General features: G+C 49.0%; 18 protein-coding genes. 16 read left to right on the top strand and 2 right to left on the bottom strand.

The annotated features are described in order from the left end of the window. The first annotated feature begins 7 nt into the window (after window positions 1-7). From kduD to BLR65_RS02825, 5 genes are all read left to right on the top strand, one after another. Window positions 8-763, top strand: a complete 756-nt coding sequence (gene kduD, locus BLR65_RS02845; RefSeq protein WP_093792284.1) for a 2-dehydro-3-deoxy-D-gluconate 5-dehydrogenase KduD — start codon at window positions 8-10, stop codon at window positions 761-763. 123 nt (window positions 764-886) lie between these two features. After that, on the top strand, window positions 887-1,864 hold the full coding sequence (gene kdgT / locus BLR65_RS02840) for a 2-keto-3-deoxygluconate transporter (protein WP_093792281.1): 978 nt from the start codon (window positions 887-889) through the stop codon (window positions 1,862-1,864). Window positions 1,865-1,943: 79 nt separating this feature from the next. Next, the gene (locus BLR65_RS02835) at window positions 1,944-2,693 is read left to right on the top strand and encodes a sugar phosphate isomerase/epimerase family protein (RefSeq protein ID WP_093792280.1); all 750 of its coding nucleotides are present in this window, start codon (window positions 1,944-1,946) and stop codon (window positions 2,691-2,693) included. Window positions 2,694-2,793: 100 nt separating this feature from the next. Beyond that, window positions 2,794-3,735: a sugar kinase gene (locus BLR65_RS02830; RefSeq protein WP_093792278.1), complete on the top strand. Its 942-nt coding sequence runs from the start codon at window positions 2,794-2,796 to the stop codon at window positions 3,733-3,735. A 1-nt stretch (window position 3,736) separates the two neighbouring features. After that, window positions 3,737-4,384 (top strand): bifunctional 2-keto-4-hydroxyglutarate aldolase/2-keto-3-deoxy-6-phosphogluconate aldolase, encoded by a 648-nt coding sequence (locus BLR65_RS02825; protein ID WP_093792276.1) that lies wholly within the window; start codon window positions 3,737-3,739, stop codon window positions 4,382-4,384. A 96-nt stretch (window positions 4,385-4,480) separates the two neighbouring features. On the opposite strand, the gene BLR65_RS02820 is transcribed toward BLR65_RS02825, so the two are convergent. Next, complete coding sequence (locus BLR65_RS02820) at window positions 4,481-4,945, bottom strand: winged helix-turn-helix transcriptional regulator (RefSeq protein WP_093792274.1); 465 nt, start codon at window positions 4,943-4,945, stop codon at window positions 4,481-4,483. A 189-nt stretch (window positions 4,946-5,134) separates the two neighbouring features. Here BLR65_RS02820 and BLR65_RS02815 point away from each other — a divergent pair, with 189 nt between their 5' ends. The 8 genes from BLR65_RS02815 to BLR65_RS02780 all read left to right on the top strand — a co-directional run bounded on the left by BLR65_RS02815 (window position 5,135) and on the right by BLR65_RS02780 (window position 13,139). Further along, complete coding sequence (locus BLR65_RS02815) at window positions 5,135-5,341, top strand: heavy-metal-associated domain-containing protein (RefSeq protein ID WP_093792272.1); 207 nt, start codon at window positions 5,135-5,137, stop codon at window positions 5,339-5,341. A 27-nt stretch (window positions 5,342-5,368) separates the two neighbouring features. After that, the gene (locus BLR65_RS02810; RefSeq protein WP_093792270.1) at window positions 5,369-7,687 is read left to right on the top strand and encodes a TonB-dependent siderophore receptor; all 2,319 of its coding nucleotides are present in this window, start codon (window positions 5,369-5,371) and stop codon (window positions 7,685-7,687) included. A 90-nt stretch (window positions 7,688-7,777) separates the two neighbouring features. After that, window positions 7,778-9,487, top strand: coding sequence for an ABC transporter ATP-binding protein/permease (locus BLR65_RS02805; protein WP_093792268.1), 1,710 nt, complete (start codon window positions 7,778-7,780; stop codon window positions 9,485-9,487). Window positions 9,488-9,537: 50 nt separating this feature from the next. Further along, window positions 9,538-10,305 (top strand): TrmO family methyltransferase domain-containing protein, encoded by a 768-nt coding sequence (locus BLR65_RS02800; RefSeq protein WP_093792266.1) that lies wholly within the window; start codon window positions 9,538-9,540, stop codon window positions 10,303-10,305. Between the two features lie 95 nt (window positions 10,306-10,400). Continuing rightward, window positions 10,401-11,246 (top strand): ModD protein, encoded by an 846-nt coding sequence (modD, locus tag BLR65_RS02795; RefSeq protein WP_093792264.1) that lies wholly within the window; start codon window positions 10,401-10,403, stop codon window positions 11,244-11,246. A gap of 124 nt (window positions 11,247-11,370) precedes the next feature. After that, window positions 11,371-12,093, top strand: a complete 723-nt coding sequence (locus BLR65_RS02790) for an energy transducer TonB (RefSeq protein WP_093792262.1) — start codon at window positions 11,371-11,373, stop codon at window positions 12,091-12,093. Between the two features lie 21 nt (window positions 12,094-12,114). Further along, the gene (locus tag BLR65_RS02785) at window positions 12,115-12,708 is read left to right on the top strand and encodes a MotA/TolQ/ExbB proton channel family protein (RefSeq protein WP_143122478.1); all 594 of its coding nucleotides are present in this window, start codon (window positions 12,115-12,117) and stop codon (window positions 12,706-12,708) included. Between the two features lie 5 nt (window positions 12,709-12,713). After that, on the top strand, window positions 12,714-13,139 hold the full coding sequence (locus tag BLR65_RS02780; RefSeq protein ID WP_093792258.1) for an ExbD/TolR family protein: 426 nt from the start codon (window positions 12,714-12,716) through the stop codon (window positions 13,137-13,139). Between the two features lie 70 nt (window positions 13,140-13,209). Here BLR65_RS02780 and rnhA read toward each other — a convergent pair whose 3' ends face one another. Beyond that, complete coding sequence (gene rnhA / locus BLR65_RS02775; RefSeq protein ID WP_093792256.1) at window positions 13,210-13,932, bottom strand: ribonuclease HI; 723 nt, start codon at window positions 13,930-13,932, stop codon at window positions 13,210-13,212. Window positions 13,933-14,336: 404 nt separating this feature from the next. Between rnhA and BLR65_RS02770 the strand changes: the two genes are divergently transcribed. The 3 genes from BLR65_RS02770 to BLR65_RS02760 are packed head-to-tail and all read left to right on the top strand — an operon-like array spanning window position 14,337 to window position 16,503. After that, entirely contained in the window at window positions 14,337-15,257 is a 921-nt protein-coding gene (locus BLR65_RS02770; protein ID WP_169716810.1) for a BadF/BadG/BcrA/BcrD ATPase family protein, read from the top strand. Between the two features lie 29 nt (window positions 15,258-15,286). Continuing rightward, window positions 15,287-16,201, top strand: coding sequence for an N-acetylmuramic acid 6-phosphate etherase (murQ, locus tag BLR65_RS02765; RefSeq protein ID WP_093792501.1), 915 nt, complete (start codon window positions 15,287-15,289; stop codon window positions 16,199-16,201). After that, window positions 16,198-16,503, top strand: a complete 306-nt coding sequence (locus BLR65_RS02760; protein ID WP_093792252.1) for a PTS sugar transporter subunit IIB — start codon at window positions 16,198-16,200, stop codon at window positions 16,501-16,503. Before murQ ends, BLR65_RS02760 begins: the two co-directional genes overlap by 4 nt. Window positions 16,504-16,513 lie beyond the last annotated feature (10 nt).

The raw sequence follows: 16,513 nt of genomic DNA, 5'->3' as shown, positions 1-16,513 counted from the left end.
AAGAAAATTGGACTTATTTAATTTACAAGGAAAAGTTGCTATCGTTACCGGGGCGGTTACCGGCCTCGGCCAAGGCATGGCACTCGGACTGGCGCAGGCCGGGGCTAATATTGTAAGTGTCGGGATTGGCGACCATAGTGAAACAGGCGAAAAAGTACGGGCCTTAGGCCGGCGTTTTTTAGCCATTGATGCAAATTTAATGAGTATTGATGTTATTCCGGGGGTTATGGAAAAGGTGATAGCTGAATTTGGCGGTGTGGATATTTTAGTGAATAACGCCGGAATTATCCGCCGGGCCGATGCTGTCGACTTTACTGAGAAGGACTGGGATGATGTTATGAATATCAACATCAAAACCGTGTTCTTTTTCTCCCAGGCGGTTGCTAAGCAGTTTATCAAACAGGGGCGTGGCGGTAAGATTATCAGTGTTGCCTCCATGCTTTCCTTCCAGGGCGGCATACGGGTGCCTTCCTATACAGCCAGCAAAAGTGGCGTGATGGGCGTGACCCGGTTAATGGCAAACGAATGGGCCAAATACAATATTAACGTTAATGCGATTGCTCCCGGCTATATGGATACCGCTAATACAGCGCCGTTAAAAGCTGATCCGGTACGCAGCGCCGACATATTAAGCCGTATACCGGCCGGAAGATGGGGACTGCCTGCCGATTTGGCCGGCCCGGTTGTATTCCTGGCATCGGCAGCCTCCGATTATGTAAGTGGCTATACCATTGCCGTTGATGGCGGCTGGCTGGCCCGGTAAGAAAAGCCCGGGCCTAGCCGGGCTTATGCTGTAAAATATTTCAATATTATAAAGGCACGAAAGATTTTGATAAGTAACCCAACTCCAAATTTTGGCTAAACAGAGGGAAAGGATGTTAGCGTTATGAAAATAAAGCAAGCGATTGATAGGATTCCTGGAGGTCTGATGCTCGTACCATTATTTTTGGGTGCACTATGTCATACGTTATCCCCGGGGGCTGGTAAATATTTTGGGTCATTTACCAACGGACTTATTACTGGTACGGTACCTATTTTAGCGGTTTGGTTTTTCTGTATGGGGGCGGCCATCGATATCAGGGCAACCGGTACGGTGCTTAAAAAATCCGGAACGTTAGTCGTGACAAAAGTAGCCGTAGCCTGGGTTGTTGCCATAATTGCCTCTAACTTACTGCCTGGCGGCAGTATACAAACCGGTTTCTTTGCCGGCCTGTCGACGCTGGCCCTGATTGCCGCTATGGATATGACAAATGGCGGACTTTATGCATCCATCATGCAGCAGTATGGCTCAAAAGAAGAAGCCGGGGCCTTTGTTCTGATGTCAATCGAATCCGGTCCGTTGGTTACCATGCTGATTATGGGCGGAGCCGGAATCGCAAGTTTTGAACCACGGCTTTTTGTTGGCGCCGTATTACCGTTTTTAGTCGGTTTTGCTCTTGGCAATCTTGACCACGAGTTGCGTGACTTGTTTGGTAGAGCCACTCATACTATGATTCCGTTTTTCGCATTCGCGTTAGGAAATACGATTGACCTTATGGTTATTACAAAGACAGGCTTGCTGGGTATCACGCTTGGAGTGTCCGTTATCTTCATAACCGGTATTCCTTTGATGCTTGCGGATAAATTCATTGGCGGCGGTAACGGTACTGCCGGTCTTGCCGCATCAAGCACTGCCGGTGCGGCAGTAACCAATCCGCTCATTATCGCTGAAATGCTTCCTGAATTTAAACCTGTTGCGCAGGCAGGTACTGCTCTGGTTGCAACATCCGTAATTGTTACGTCGATCTTAGTACCGATGCTGACGGCATGGTGGGCCGGGCATATGAAAAGTAAAGAAAACGATACACAGGACGCTGTGGCGTAGTTCTTTGTTGACATAAGTGCAACAGTAAGCGGCATTGACAGGCTTTTGCCGCTTACTCTATTCTAAGGAGGAACCACCGATGGCAAGAGATATTGTGATAAATTTGCTGGCCTTTGCGAGTGCTGTTGAAAAAGGAAGCAGCCAGAGCGAGTTTTTTGCCGAAGCCGTCTCTCTGGGAGTAAACAAAATAGAAGTTCGCCGGGAGTGGATTAAGAATTTTGCTGTAGAATTACCGGCGATGCGGTCTAAGGCTGAGGAACAGGGTTTGGAATTGTATTATTCTGTTCCGGCAGGCCTTTTTCAGGCAGGCCGGGCTAATGCCGATTTTTTGAACCAAATTTTTGCAGAGGCTAACATACTGGGAGCGGTCCGGGTAAAGTTCGCCGTCGGGGAATTTGACAGCTCGGCCCCAAAAGAGCTAGCCGTACTTAAAAGCATCATTAATGAAAACCATGTAATGGTAACTGTTGAGGGTGACCAATCGCTAGCGAATGGCCGGGTTGAACCGATCATCTCCTTGCTGGAAGCATGCCGGGCAGCGGATGTCCCTGTATTTAGCACTTTTGATGTAGGCAACTTTGTCTGGGTAGGTCAGGAACCGCTGTACAATGCGGTTAAATTGGCACTGTACGTTAAATATATTCATGTTAAGGGTGTTAAAATGACAACGCAGGGACCACGGGTTTGTAATTTGGAAGATAGTCATATTAACTGGCGGGCAGTGCTGGCTCTGTTGCCGCAAGATGTTCCGGTGGGTATTGAATTTCCCTGCGGCGAAAATCCCCTAAAGCTCCTGGAACGGACAATACACCAGATCCGGGAAGTTTAGCCTATAATTCCACATTAAAGAATATTGCAGGCGCACGCGAGTGGTGTATTCTTGAAGAGTCTTTAGCATGTTGTATATAGCAGGAGAAGAGGAGAAACTAATGAGTAAGATACTAACAGTTGGTGAACCAATGACATTATGGGTAGCTGAACATGAAGGTTCACTGGAAGAAGTAAATCGGTTTTCCCGGTTTGTAGCAGGGGCTGAAGTCAATTTTTCCATTGGGATGGTGCGGCTGGGGCATGAGGTGACCTATGTAACCCAGCTTGGCGATGATCCTTTCGGCCGGCAGATTGGACAGTTCTTCGAAGAAAACGGGATTGACACCACCTATGTCCACTATAATTCTCAGTATTTCACCGGTATGCAATGGAAACAGAAAGTCAAGACGGGTGATCCGGAAGTATTCTCGTTGCGCCGGAATTCAGCGGCTTCGCATATGGATGTCGACACAATAAAAAAATTATGCTGGGACGGCTTTGCTGTTGCCCATCTGACAGGCATACCGCCGGCCTTATCAGGCGGCTGCCGGAAAATGATGTATGAAATAATGGACCAGGCGCGGGCCCGGGGTATTCAGATATCTTATGATCCCAATTTGCGGCCGGGTCTTTGGCCCGATAAGCGGGAGATGGTTGCAGTCATTAACGATTTGGCAAGCCGCGCGGATATTGTTTTCCCCGGTATTCAAGAGGGACAGCTGTTAACCGGCAAAGATGATGTCCAGGAAATAGCTGACTTTTATCACGCTAAAGGTGTAAAAACCGTAATCATCAAGCTCGGCGCTAAAGGCGCGTACACCAGTACGGCCGGCCGGCAGTTTTATACGGACGGTTTTAAAGTAGAACACGTCGTCGATACCGTGGGCGCGGGTGACGGTTTTGCCGTTGGTGTGATCAGCGGCATTTTGGAAGGCTTGTCGTTACAGGACGCTGTAACGCGCGGTACTGCGATCGGGGCTTTGGCCGTAATGTCACCGGGCGATAATGACGGCTTGCCGGATAGGAAAGGTTTGGCCGCGTTCATGGCCAAGGAGGTTTAACATGGATAAAGAAACGGTAATACAACAACTTTGTGAAGAGAGCTTGGTAGCCGTAATCCGGGGGGCCAACAGGGATGAAGCCGGCCGGACAATTGAAGCCTGTATAAAAGGTGGCATAAAGTTTATCGAGGTTACCTTTACAATCCCCGGAGCGCCGGTTTTAATGACCGCTTTGACGGAGAAATATGCCGGTAGTGATGTCGTGATTGGCGCAGGAACAGTTTTGGACGCAGCAACGGCGCGAATCGCAATTTTGAGCGGGGCCCAGTTTATAGTCTCGCCATGCCTGGATGTTGAAACAGTTAAGTTGTGCAATCGCTACCGCATTGCGGCTATGCCCGGCATTATGACAGTGCGGGAAGCCGTAATGGCGATGCAGGCTGGGGCCGATATTCTGAAAGTTTTTCCAGGTGAAATTATGGGGCCAAAGTTTGTCAAAGCGTTGCAGGGGCCATTGCCGCAGGCGCGTTTAATGCCGACCGGCGGGGTTGATCTTAATAATGTGGGTGACTGGATTGGTGCCGGTTGTGTCGCAGTGGGTGTCGGCGGCAATTTAACCCGCGGGGCGGCCAAAGGCGATTATGAACAAGTTGCCGCCGCGGCGCGGCAGTTTGGCGAAGCAGTCCGTAATGCTAAAAATAGCAAGTAAAGCAACCAATGATTAAGAAATTATAATACAAACAGGCACTTTGCAATTTATGTAAAGTGCCTGTTTGTATATAATGACAATATTAGCATTTCACGGCTACGAGCCACAGGTACAATTTTCGCCACAAGTGCAATTATCGCCGCATGAGCAGCCCTCAGCCGAACCGGCATTATCCCTTGGAGAAATCTTCGACACCGTGGTAGGAGGTTTCTCCTGTTTTTCTTTTTTTCTGTTGTAGCTGTTTATCCATCCGAATATATCGTTCAATATTGGGATAAAGCTTTGTCCGATCTCAGTCAGCGAATATTCAACTTTTGGCGGTATTTCTTTATATACCTCTCTAAACACAATTCCGTCCCGCTCAAGTTCTCTGAGCTGTTGAGTAAGTATTCCCTGTGAAATATGGGGTATTTGCTTTTGGAGTTCATTAAATCTTCTTGTCCCCTCACTTAGACGCCAGAGAATGATAAACTTCCATTTGCCGGTGACTAATCTCTGGGCAACTGTCAGTGTTGCGTTAGTTACCGGGCAAAGACCTCGCAAGGTCTGTGCCTTTGCCATTTAACACGCCTCCTTTCCCAATAGTACTATATTTATGAGTATGTCATACAAAAGTGCGTACTTGTATTTCCATTTGTTTTATTATATCATTTTTACAAACATAAACAAACATAAGCGATGATAAAAATTTGTTTATGTTTGTTTATGTTTGTAATATTATTGGAACATTTGCAGAAAGGGGGCGAAAGAATGGAGCCATCAAATCAAATTATCTTGAAGATTGAGGGAATGTCATGCCATATGTGCACAGGTAAAGTGGAAAAAGCACTTAAACATATTGCAGGCGTAACAAGTGTTTCTGTTGACCTGGGAAAAAAGGAGGCAATTATCATCGGTTCCGCGGAATACGGCCTGCTTGCCAAAACTGTTGAAGATCTGGGATTTAGAGTAATCTGATTAACCGTAGGGGTAGGGGAGAAAAGGATGAAAAATTCAACATGGAAGCCATTTTGCAGTGCTACACTTGCCGTTGCCATGCTTTTATACGGACCAGGTATTGCCGGGGCGGAAAACGCCGCAACACAATCGGAAAGTACTCAAAAGACTGATAGTGATAAGCAGCAGCAGGAGCAAGCCGCCAATCAACAGGCCAAACATGAAAACACCGCAAGCTCCGCGGCAGCGGCCTCCTCTGAAGCCAAAGTTCCGGTCGCTGAGGTGGAGGTTACTGCGGAGAAGGAGAAGAACGCGGAAAAAACGAAAAACAAGCTGACAATTGGGCAACAGCCTGATGCCGAAGGGGTAAAAAATTATGTTATTACCCAAAGCTCCACCGGCAGCAAATCTGATGTGGCAAATAAGGATTTACCGCAATCGATTACCTCAGTCGGGCAAAAGATCATTGAAGAGCAGAGCAGCCTTACATCGACTGATGCCCTGACTAACATCGCCGGGGTATCTTCCCAGATTTATCCTGCTTATGCGGATGTATTGCTCGGTTATAATGTCCGTGGTTTTAGCGCTACTGACTATGTCTATGTTAACGGATTATGGGATCGCAGTTCTTCCTATGCCGGCTGGCTCGGCAACATTGACCGGATTGAGGTACTAAAAGGACCGGCTTCGGTGCTTTACGGCAACGTGACGGCTGGCGGTCTCATCAACTATGTCACCAAAAAACCGCTGCCATATGCAGCGTTTACCTATGGCGTGAAGTACGGCTCCTGGGGAACGCAATCGGCCAGCGCCGACATGTCTATTCCTTTGACTGCGGACAAAAAATGGCTGTCGCGGCTCATTATCGATAAAACGAATTATGCATCCTTCAAACGTAATACTTCCCTGGACAAACGTGATAATATCAGCTTTATCGTCCAGGGTCAGCCGCATGAAAATACCACTTATACCTTTGAAACCCAGTTTAATGATAATTATAATCCGGCGACCGGTTCCAGTTATTTGACACTGGCGGGAACCATCGGCGACCCGGTCGGTCTGCTGCCGTACGAGGCATCCTATGTTGATCCGCGTTCTTATACCCATGCCATCAGCCGTACGGTTTCGGCCAAGGTGGACCATAAATTCAATGATATTTGGACAGTCACTTCGGCCTTGCGGTATGGTACTTATAACTATGATTCGCGCGCTAACTACGGGTACCAGCTTTATACAGACAGCAACACGGTAAGAATGTATGCATCCGCTATGGAGCGGTTGAACAGAACTTTTACCTGGGATACCACGGCCAACGCAAAATTTAAAACAGGCGGGCTGACCAATGATTTGACCACCGGTATTACCTATGGCCACTTCAATCAGTACCTAAAAAATAGAGGATTCAAGACCTCGTCTTACGTAGATATTTTTAATCCGGTGTATTCTGATTTCGTAAACGTTTCGCTTACGTCCGGCTGGCGCCATACCAAGGAAGACCGCTTTGGCGCGTATGTAAATGATGTGATTACCCTGTCGCCTAAATGGAAGGTTAGCGCTGGTACAAGCATGACTAGGAGTTCAACCAGTTATGCCGGAAATTACTCGGGTGTTCGTACCCACGCCACCACCCCCAGGGTGGGGGCTACGTATGAAATCTCGCCGGGGATAAATGGCTTTGTCGGTTGGTCGAAATATTATAATCCGCAGGGACCGTATATAAACGACTATAATGAATACCAGAGCCTGCCTGCGGAAACCGGTGATCAGGTTGAAGGTGGCGTAAAAGTCGATATAAGCAATCGCGCCAGTGTGACATTATCGGTATACCGGATCAACCGGAACAACATGGCTTATTATACTTATGATGCCGCGGGTTACGGGGTATATGACACCATCGCCAGGCAATGCAGCAAAGGCGTTGAACTTGACGCCAGCTATGTTATCAAGCCGGGCTGGAATTTGCTGGCCGCCTTCTCGCATTGCAACGCCAAGGTTTTAAAGGACGACAGCTATGATCCAGGCAGCGTCATGCCGAATGTGCCTGAAAATTCATTCCGGTTGTGGAGTACTTACGAATTCCAGGACGGCCCCAGACAGGGCTGGGGGTTTGGTGGCGGCCTGACTTATGTAAGTAAACGCGCCGTTTCTTATTATAACAGCATTGGCTGGATGGACGGCTACACAACGCTGGATGCGCTCGTGTACTATAAAACCAAGAATTATCGCTGGGCGCTCAATGCATATAATTTGACCAACAGGCATTATTGGGCCGCAAGCAATTACAATACAAGCAATGGCAATTCGTCCGGCATTTACGCGGGGACGCCGCGTAGCTTCGTCCTTAGCTACGAACGAACCTTTATGTAAGTTTATAGTGAAAGGATGCTAAAATTAGCTGAACACCGTAATTGGGATGCTTTTTTAATTGTTAAAAGATATCAAAAGGAGCTGCGCTAAGTGAGGCTGCTGTTTGCGAAAACCAAATCTTTCTTTCATGAAGCAGAAGACATATTGCGGCCTTACTGGCAGTCGGCAGAACGCTGGCGGTCGGGGGCGATAGTGGCCGGGATATTGGCTCTGATTGGTGGACAAGTCTATATGAGCGTTTTATTTAACAACTGGTGGAAAGATTTTTTTAACGCCATTCAAGCAATGAACTATGCTGATTATATTCACCAATTGATGACTTACGCCCTGTTAGCGCTGCTCACATTTCCCCTGGAAGGTTGCCAGAATTACTTCCAGGGGATTCTCCAACTGCGCTGGCGCCGGTGGCTGACCGAGGATTATATTGGCCAGTGGATGTTTGGTAAAAATTATTATAATGTGCAGCAGATTGCCGGCGATGTGGACAACCCTGATCAACGCATTGCGGAGGATTTGCGCTTAGTTACGGAGGATACCATTGCGCTGATTGTCAGTTTTGTGCACACAAGCGCGTCTTTATTGGTGTTCTCCTCCATCTTGTGGAATTCGCCGGGGACGCTGAAAATTGGCGGCATAACGATCCCGGGAGCCATGTTGTGGCTAGCGGCAATTTATGCCCTGGCCGGATCATGGATTAACCATCTCCTGGGGAAGATACTGGCCGCCTTAAATCGTCGGCAACAGAGGTTTGAGGCCGATTACCGCTTTTCCTTAATGAGGGTGCGCGAAAATGCGGAAACCATCTCTGCGTACTATGGCGAACAACGGGAAGAATGCGGTTTGGCCGAACGATTTGCCAAAATCATGGAGGCACAGTTAGGAATTATTAACCGTAAAAAAATAATGGATTGGTTTTTCCGGGCCTATTTTTTACTGGCTGAACTGCTGCCTTATTTAATACTGGCGCCTCTGTTTATTGCCGATAGCATTCGCCTGGGAGATATGCAGCAGACCGCAATGGCATTCGTCAGAGTACGCATGTCATTTTGGTGGTTTATGATGAATTACGAAAAGCTGGCTAAATGGAAAGCGACAATTGATCGGCTGATTGGTTTTAAAAAAGCGATGGCCCAAACGGCAGCGTTACAGTCTGGCGAGATAACTCGCCAGCAGGGGCCGCTTTCAGAAGGAATACGGATTGCCCGGCTCGACCTTTGGCTGCCTGACGGTCAACCTTTATTGCAGAACATTACCTTTGCTATCCCTCCGGCAAGCCGCATGCTCATTACCGGTCCCTCAGGCTGCGGAAAAACAACATTATTTCACGCTTTGAATGGAATGTGGCCGTTTGGCTGTGGGAGTATAACAGTGCCGGCAAAAGGCCGGTTGTTGTTTATTCCCCAGAAACTGTTTGTGCCAATTGCCACTCTGCGACAGGCGCTTGTCTATCCTGATGCGTCCGGGGACTATTGCCCGGATTCTATGAAGCAGACACTGGCCGCTGTAGGGTTACCCCATTTAACTGGTCAATTGGACACAGAGCAGCACTGGCAGCAACAGCTTTCGCCAGGCGAACAGCAGCGGCTGGCATTTGCTCGGGCCTTACTGATCAAACCGCAATGGCTTTTCCTGGACGAAGCCACTGCGGCATTGGACGAAGCCGCGGAAACGCAGCTTTATCAGTTGCTATTGGACAGGCTGCCGGGGACAGCCATAATAAGTATCGCTCATAGACCGTCTTTATTACGCTTTCACGACCAGCAACTGGAACTGATCAAGTGGATGGCGACGATTGGCTAGCTTGATCGATAGCGGTTGGACTGAGCCCAAAAATTGGAGGATCTGATTTCATGGAAAACAATAAAGTTGGACTACTTCATCCTGTCGGAGAAGTAATTAGTGAATGGGAAGATGCCATTCGGATTATTAAAATCAACCCGGAATATCTGCCTGCAATGCAAAACATGAACGAACACAGTCATTTCTGGATTTTATGCTGGTTTCATAATGCTAATAGATCGTTGCTGCAAATGGGTTACACGGCTCTTAATAAAACCTACGGTGTTTTCGGTGTGCGGACGCCGGCAAGACCTAATCCGATTGCGTTGACACTAGTTAAATTAGAAAAAATCGCTGGGGATGAAATTCATGTTTCTGGCCTGGATGCGGCACAAGGTACACCGGTGCTGGATATAAAACCGTATTTCGAAGCCGATATCGTTTTTTCACCGAAAACACCGCATATGCGGCTTCATTCGCGGCAGGAAGTATTCTACAAACAGGCATTGCGTCATCATGGCGAGGCGTGCCCCGGTCTGGAACTGGGAGTGAAGATGGCTGTATTGGCAGAGGAACGCCTGGGACAGCTTCAGGCTCCTGACGTAACCCTCATGCTACAAGGAGATGCCTGTCTGGCCGATGTTTTGCAAGGATTGACCCGAGCGCGGTTGGCTAACCCCACCCGGTTTACTTACAACGGCAAGGCGGAACAAACGGAAGTCACCTGGACAAAAAACGGCAGTATTATGCAATTTACTGTACGCCCAGGCTTAACCCCAGCGGACATAAAGGAGAAGAACGCGGAAAAATTATTTATCATAACAACATTCTCTGCATGATACTTACAAAAAATATAGAAAGAAACAGCGGAATGCCAGGGAATCATCAGCATTAGCGACGAATTACCATAAAATTTAAATAGGATGGTGTGCGAATGATTTATATAACAGATGAAATGTTGGACCGCTTAATCAAAGAAGATGTACCCTATATCGATTTAACGAGTACAGTAATGGGGATCGACGGGAAAAAGGGAATCATTGAATTCCGGGTAAGAGAGGCGGGCGTGGTTGCCTGTACGGAAGAAGCAGCAAAGATATTACAAAAATTAGATATTAGTGTCCGGCAATGCATTCCTTCGGGCACGTCTGTCAGTGAAGGCACGGTAATTTTATCAGGGGAAGGCATGTCGCAGGCTTTGCATATGGCCTGGAAAGTTTGTCTGAATATACTTGAATACTGCTGTGGCATTGCTACTCATGCCAAGAAACTGGTTGATAGTGCGAATAAGATAGATGCTAATGTGGCCGTAGTGGCAACACGCAAATCTTTTCCCGGAACGAAAGAATTAATTAGTAAGGCTGCTTTAGCCGGTGGTGTGTTGCCGCATAGATTAGGCTTATCAGAAACGATCCTGGTTTTCAAGCAGCATATGTGTTTTTTGGGCGGGATAGATTCGCTTGTAAACAGGCTGCCTGATCTGAAAAGAAAGTGTCACGAGAAAAAAATTATCGTTGAGGTTGACAGTATTGAGGAAGCCAGGAAAATGGCTGAAGCAGGCGTCGACGGGATTCAGTTTGACAAAACCCCCTGTAGTGATCTTGCTAAATACGTAAAGATAATCAAACAAATCAATAGTAATATAACGCTAATTGCCGCCGGCGGAATTACTATTAATAATATCGAGCAGTATGCAGGAACAGGGGTAGATGTGATTGCCACTTCGAGCCTTTTTCACGGCAAGCCGCTTGATATTGGTGCAAAAATGAGCAGGTGTTAGCCGAATTGGGCCAGATGTTCAATCTACCGGGATTTGGTTTTGTGGGCGCTTAAGCGTTGCAATACCGATTAGCAGGCTGGTATAAAGAGAATTGCCGACAATATTTATTTTCGCGGAGGCTGCAATGAAGTTTGCTAACAAAATAACCTATACCAAGGCAACCGGCATATCCTTGCTTCTTCATGGTACATTGATGATCTGTCTGCTTATTTGGAGACCCTTTGCACCGGTTGACAAACCAACGGAAATCGCTGCTGTGGAAGTGGATATCGTTCCTGCCGGTATAGTGGACAGGGGGGATGCGGCGCCTATGCCGGCAGGTCCGGACAGTCCGGTGACGCAGGTTCATGTTGGCAGGCCGCACGTCAGCTCGGCGCAAACTGTTACCCAGCAATTGCTGCCGCCAGCCATGCCGGGGGAAGTGAATGAAACCTCGGTGGCTAAGGAAGTTGCCAGAGGGGTTGCTATTCCGGCAGCCGATACGGTTCCGGCTGCCGGGATGGCGGGTGAAGTGGAAGCCACGGCGGCAGCAGTCGGCGAGGTCAGTGGGGCGAATGGCGGAACGGGCACACAGACAGACGCAAGTTGTCAATACAGTCCTAAACCTATTTATCCTAAGGCGGCCAAAAAGGCCGGCTGGGAAGGAACCGTTTTGGTACGTGTCCTTATCGACACCGACGGTTTGGTAGCTGCGGCCGCGGTACGGGAGGGCAGCGGCTGCGACATTCTGGATGAAGCAGCCATGGTTTCGGCGAAAAAATGGCGGTTTACGCCCGCCCAAAAAGGCGGGGTTGCGGTAACCAGCTTTTATGACATAAGAGTCCGGTTTCGTCTTGTTGATGCGTAATGGAAAGAGAGTTGATAGAGTTTGTACGAACTGTTAAAAGGCGGCTGGATTATGTTTCCCCTGGGTATTTGTTCGATAGTAGCGATAACTGTTATTATTGAACGATTCTTTTTCTTTCGGCGTATCCAGGCGACGGCATTAGCTGAGAAAGTCTTGAAGATGGTTGAAGGGCAACACATGGACGAAGCGCAAGCGATTGCCGGACAATCTTCTTTGCCGCTTATTAAAGTGTTAGCAGCTGGAATAAATAACCGCCTCCATCCGGCAAAAGCGATGGAGGCGGCGGGAATCACCGAGATGTCTGCTATGCGGCGTGGTCTGCCGGTGTTGGACACCATTGTTACCTTATCACCACTGCTCGGGCTGCTGGGAACCATTATCGGCATGATTAATTCCTTCCAAATCATGGCCGTATCCGGGATAGGGCAGCCACACGCCGTTACCGGCGGGGTGGCGGAAGCATTGATTGCTACCGCCACCGGCATTACCGTAGCGGTCATTGCCTTGATTCCCTATAATTACTTTCTCGCCCGGATTGAGCGGGAAACGGAAAAGATCGAACACTATGCCACCCGGCTGGAAATTGCGCTTACCACGCCGCCGGTGAAGGAGTGACTGCCATGAAGTTTCCGCGAAAGCCGCTGAAAAGAGCACGCATTGAGATCATTCCCATGATTGATACCATGTTTTTTTTGCTGGTATTCTTTATGATGGCGACTTTAACGATGACCAACCAGTACAATCTGCCGGTAAACCTGCCGCACGCGACCGGGACCCAGGACAAACAGCAGCAGGTGATTACCCTGACTTTGACGAAAGACGGCAGTCTTTTCTATGACCAAGAGCTGGTCGGCAGTCCGGCGGACGCAGTCCTGCGGCTTGTCAAGCAGCATAAGGGCGACAAACAAACCGCGGTAATTATCAACGCTGACCGCAGTGTGGAACATGGACAGGTGGTGGAACTGATGGATGCCATCCGGCAAAGCGGAATTACCAGGATTGCTGTAGCCGTCAGCCCTGCAGCACAGGCAACTACGGCAAAATAATGGCTAAGGCACCGACGGCTTTTGCCAGCGCAGCCAAAAGACTTGGCATAAACCAAGTCTTTTTTCATACTCATTTGCCCGCTTTCCAGCCAATTTTTTTGGCTTCGTTCGTTGCCGCGCCAACCGCTAATTCATCACAGCGCTCATTCAGCGGGTTGCCATGGTGCCCTTTCACCCATTTCCACATAACTTTATGAAAACAATTCAGCCGGTCAAGCTCTTGCCATAGCTCTTTGTTAAGGACAGGTGTGCCGGCTTTTGTTATCCAGCCGTTGCGCTTCCATTTTTCCACCCAGCCGTCGGCAAGGCCCCTGCGCAAATATTGGCTGTCGGTATGGAGAATGATCGTGGCCGGCTGGTCAAAATAAGAGAGCGCCGTAATGGCGGCCTTCATTTCCATCCGGTTGTTGGTTGTTGACGGTTCCGAGCCGGTAAGCTCCTTAACCGACTTACCTTGCTGAATAATTGCGGCATAGCCGCCGGGCCCGCCGGGATTTTTCAGGCAGGAACCGTCTGTATAAACAATAATACTGTCAACAGGATAATTGGTTGGTTCCGGGGGCGTATCCGGAAATAAGGCGGTTTTCAACGGTTTTGAGTTTCCTGATTTAGAGGCTAGGCAAGGTTTGGTTTGCAACGCAGAGCCGGCCAGGTATTCTTTAGCCTCACTCTCGATGGCAAAGCCCTTATAAACAGCGCCGGGGTAGCCATCAACCTGTTGTTTGCATTCATCCCATGAACGGTAAATTCCGGGAATCCGGCCGTTTTTTACAACATAGAAACGTTTAGCCATATGATCTCCTTCCAAATGGTTATACTATTATTTATTATATGTGGAAAACAATACGCTGTCCAAATAAATGAGTACCTATTAGGGAAAAAACGGTTTTTGCTGAACTAATAAAGTTTCCAGCTACTGTCAAATGAGCTGGGAACTTTATTGATTTTTATTCTTCAACCTGCGGCCCGGGTGGGGTAGCAGTCAGGCATTTTGAATTCTGATACCTGGGTTAGTTGTTATGTAAATGGTTACTGTCTGATGTATAAACCGGGCGGGAGAAAGTCTGGACGGTAAAATTCTGTGCTGGAGAAATTTTCAACCTGGCCGGCTGGACTTTTCCGGACAAAATAAAAGGAAAGGGGGTTGCCTGTGTCAAATATTGCTGAATAAGTAAACGGTTATATTGGGTGATGTTGATGCAATGGGTGATTGGTATAGATGGTGGAGGCACCAAGACTGTGGGCTGGGCGGCAGATCTCACCGGCAGGATTTTAGGGCAGGCGGAAAAAGGATCAGGCAATTACCATACAACCGGGCTGCCTAATTTTAAGGCAGTTATTGCCGGTATTGTCGATGAACTTGCCGGTAGCTGCCGGTTAAGGAAAGATGATTTGCAAGTCATCAGCCTGGGCTTGGCCGGCGCTGACCGGCTAAAAGACAAGCAAATCATTACCCAGGCGCTCTCTGAACTCGGGCTATCCTGCCGTTATTTAGTCAACAGTGACGCCAAAATTGCCATGGTAGCAGGCTTAGGAAAGGCGGAAGGCATTGTTTTGATTGCCGGGACCGGTTCCATTGCCTATGGGCTTAACCGCCAGGGCGAAGTGTTTCGGGCCGGTGGCTGGGGGCAGCTTGCCAGTGACGAGGGCAGCGGTTATGCCATTGGCCGGCAGGCATTGGTGCGGGGGATTCGTGCCGCCGAGGGCCGTGATAAAACTACCGGATTACTACCAATGATTATGGAATATTGGGGCCTGGCTAGCTGGAATGAAATGATTGGCTATATCAATGCCCCTGCCATCACCAAAGCGGCTATTGCAGCGCTGGCGCCACTGGTAGCCGTGGCTGCCGAAAGACAGGATGAAGTGGCCCAGGAAATATTATGGCAGGCGGGAGATGAGCTTGCTTGTTTGGTGGAGTCAGTCATCAAGCGGGGGTTTCATCAACAAGGAAGCATTCCGGTGTGTATTTATGGGGGGATTATCAGCAACATACCGCTGGTTCGCCGCCAAGTAGAAGCAGCATTAGCGGGGAAGGCAGTCATTGTCGTTCCCCAGACTAAACCGGTGGCAGGGGCAGTGCGGTTTGCTCTTAACTCAATTTCAGGCAGTTGCTAATTTTTTTGCTGGGAGCGATAACATTGCAGGTGGAAATAGACGGACTGTTGACGGAAGCAGTAAACGCGCAAACAACGAATATTGACCAACTGGACACAAGCCAATTGCTTGCCGTTATTAATCAAGAAGACAAAACGGTTGCCGGTGCGGTGGAGCAAGAGATACCTCATATTGCCGCGGCGGTTGATACCATAACGACAGCCATCCGCTCCGGCGGACGGCTCATTTATCTGGGAGCAGGCACCAGCGGGCGGCTGGGAGTGCTGGACGCCGCCGAGTGTCCGCCTACTTTCGGTGTTCGACCCGGTCTGGTAGTCGGCTTGATTGCCGGGGGTGAACAGGCTTTGGTAACGGCGGTAGAAGGGGCCGAAGATCAATATGACGGTGCTGTTGAGCAATTACGGACAGTCTGCCTGACGGCCGGGGATGTCGTTGTGGGGCTTGCTGCCAGCGGCCGGACGCCCTATGTGATTGGCGGCTTGGAGTATGCCAATACAGTTGGTGCCTTTACCGTCGCCATCAGTTGTACACCGGGGTCGGCAGTGGCCAAAGCGGCTAAACTGGCGATTACCCCGCTGGTAGGGCCGGAGGTCATTACCGGTTCTACCCGGATGAAGGCCGGAACCGCTCAGAAGTTAATACTCAATATGCTGACTACGGCCACCATGATTCGTCTCGGCAAAGTGTACGGCAATTTAATGGTCGATGTTCAGCCAACAAATGCAAAACTTATTGAAAGGGCGAAACGCATTGTCGCCCAGGTGACAGGGGTAAGCCGCGAGCAGGCGGGAGAGGTGCTGGTGCAGGCCGGGCAAAACCCAAAAACAGCCATTGTCATGATCAAGCGGCAGTGTACTGCCGAGCAGGCTTCACGCTATCTTACGGCAGCCGGCGGCTTTATCCGCAAGGCGGTCACAATTCAGGAAAGGGAGATAACAGAATGAAAATATTATTGGTATGTTCAGGCGGCATGTCCAGTGCGATTGTTGTTAAGGCCATCGAAAAGGAGGCCGTTAAAGTCGGTCTTACTGTTACGGTTAAGTCGGTAGGCAGCGGTGAGTTTGGCGAAGAAATAAAAAATGGCTGGGATATCGCGCTGGTCGCGCCCCAGGTACGTCACCGGCTGGCCTTTTTCCAGGAGGCAGCCGCCGATTACCATGTCCCGGTAACAACGGTTACACCCCAGGGTTACAATCCGCTGGGTGGTGCGATTATTCTTGCTGATATCAAGAAGGTATTGGGTTAGACAGGAGAAA

Source organism: Sporomusa acidovorans, assembly GCF_900101845.1.
GTDB lineage: Bacteria > Bacillota > Negativicutes > Sporomusales > Sporomusaceae > Sporomusa > Sporomusa acidovorans.
This window is presented reverse-complemented; position numbering and strand designations above follow the sequence as displayed.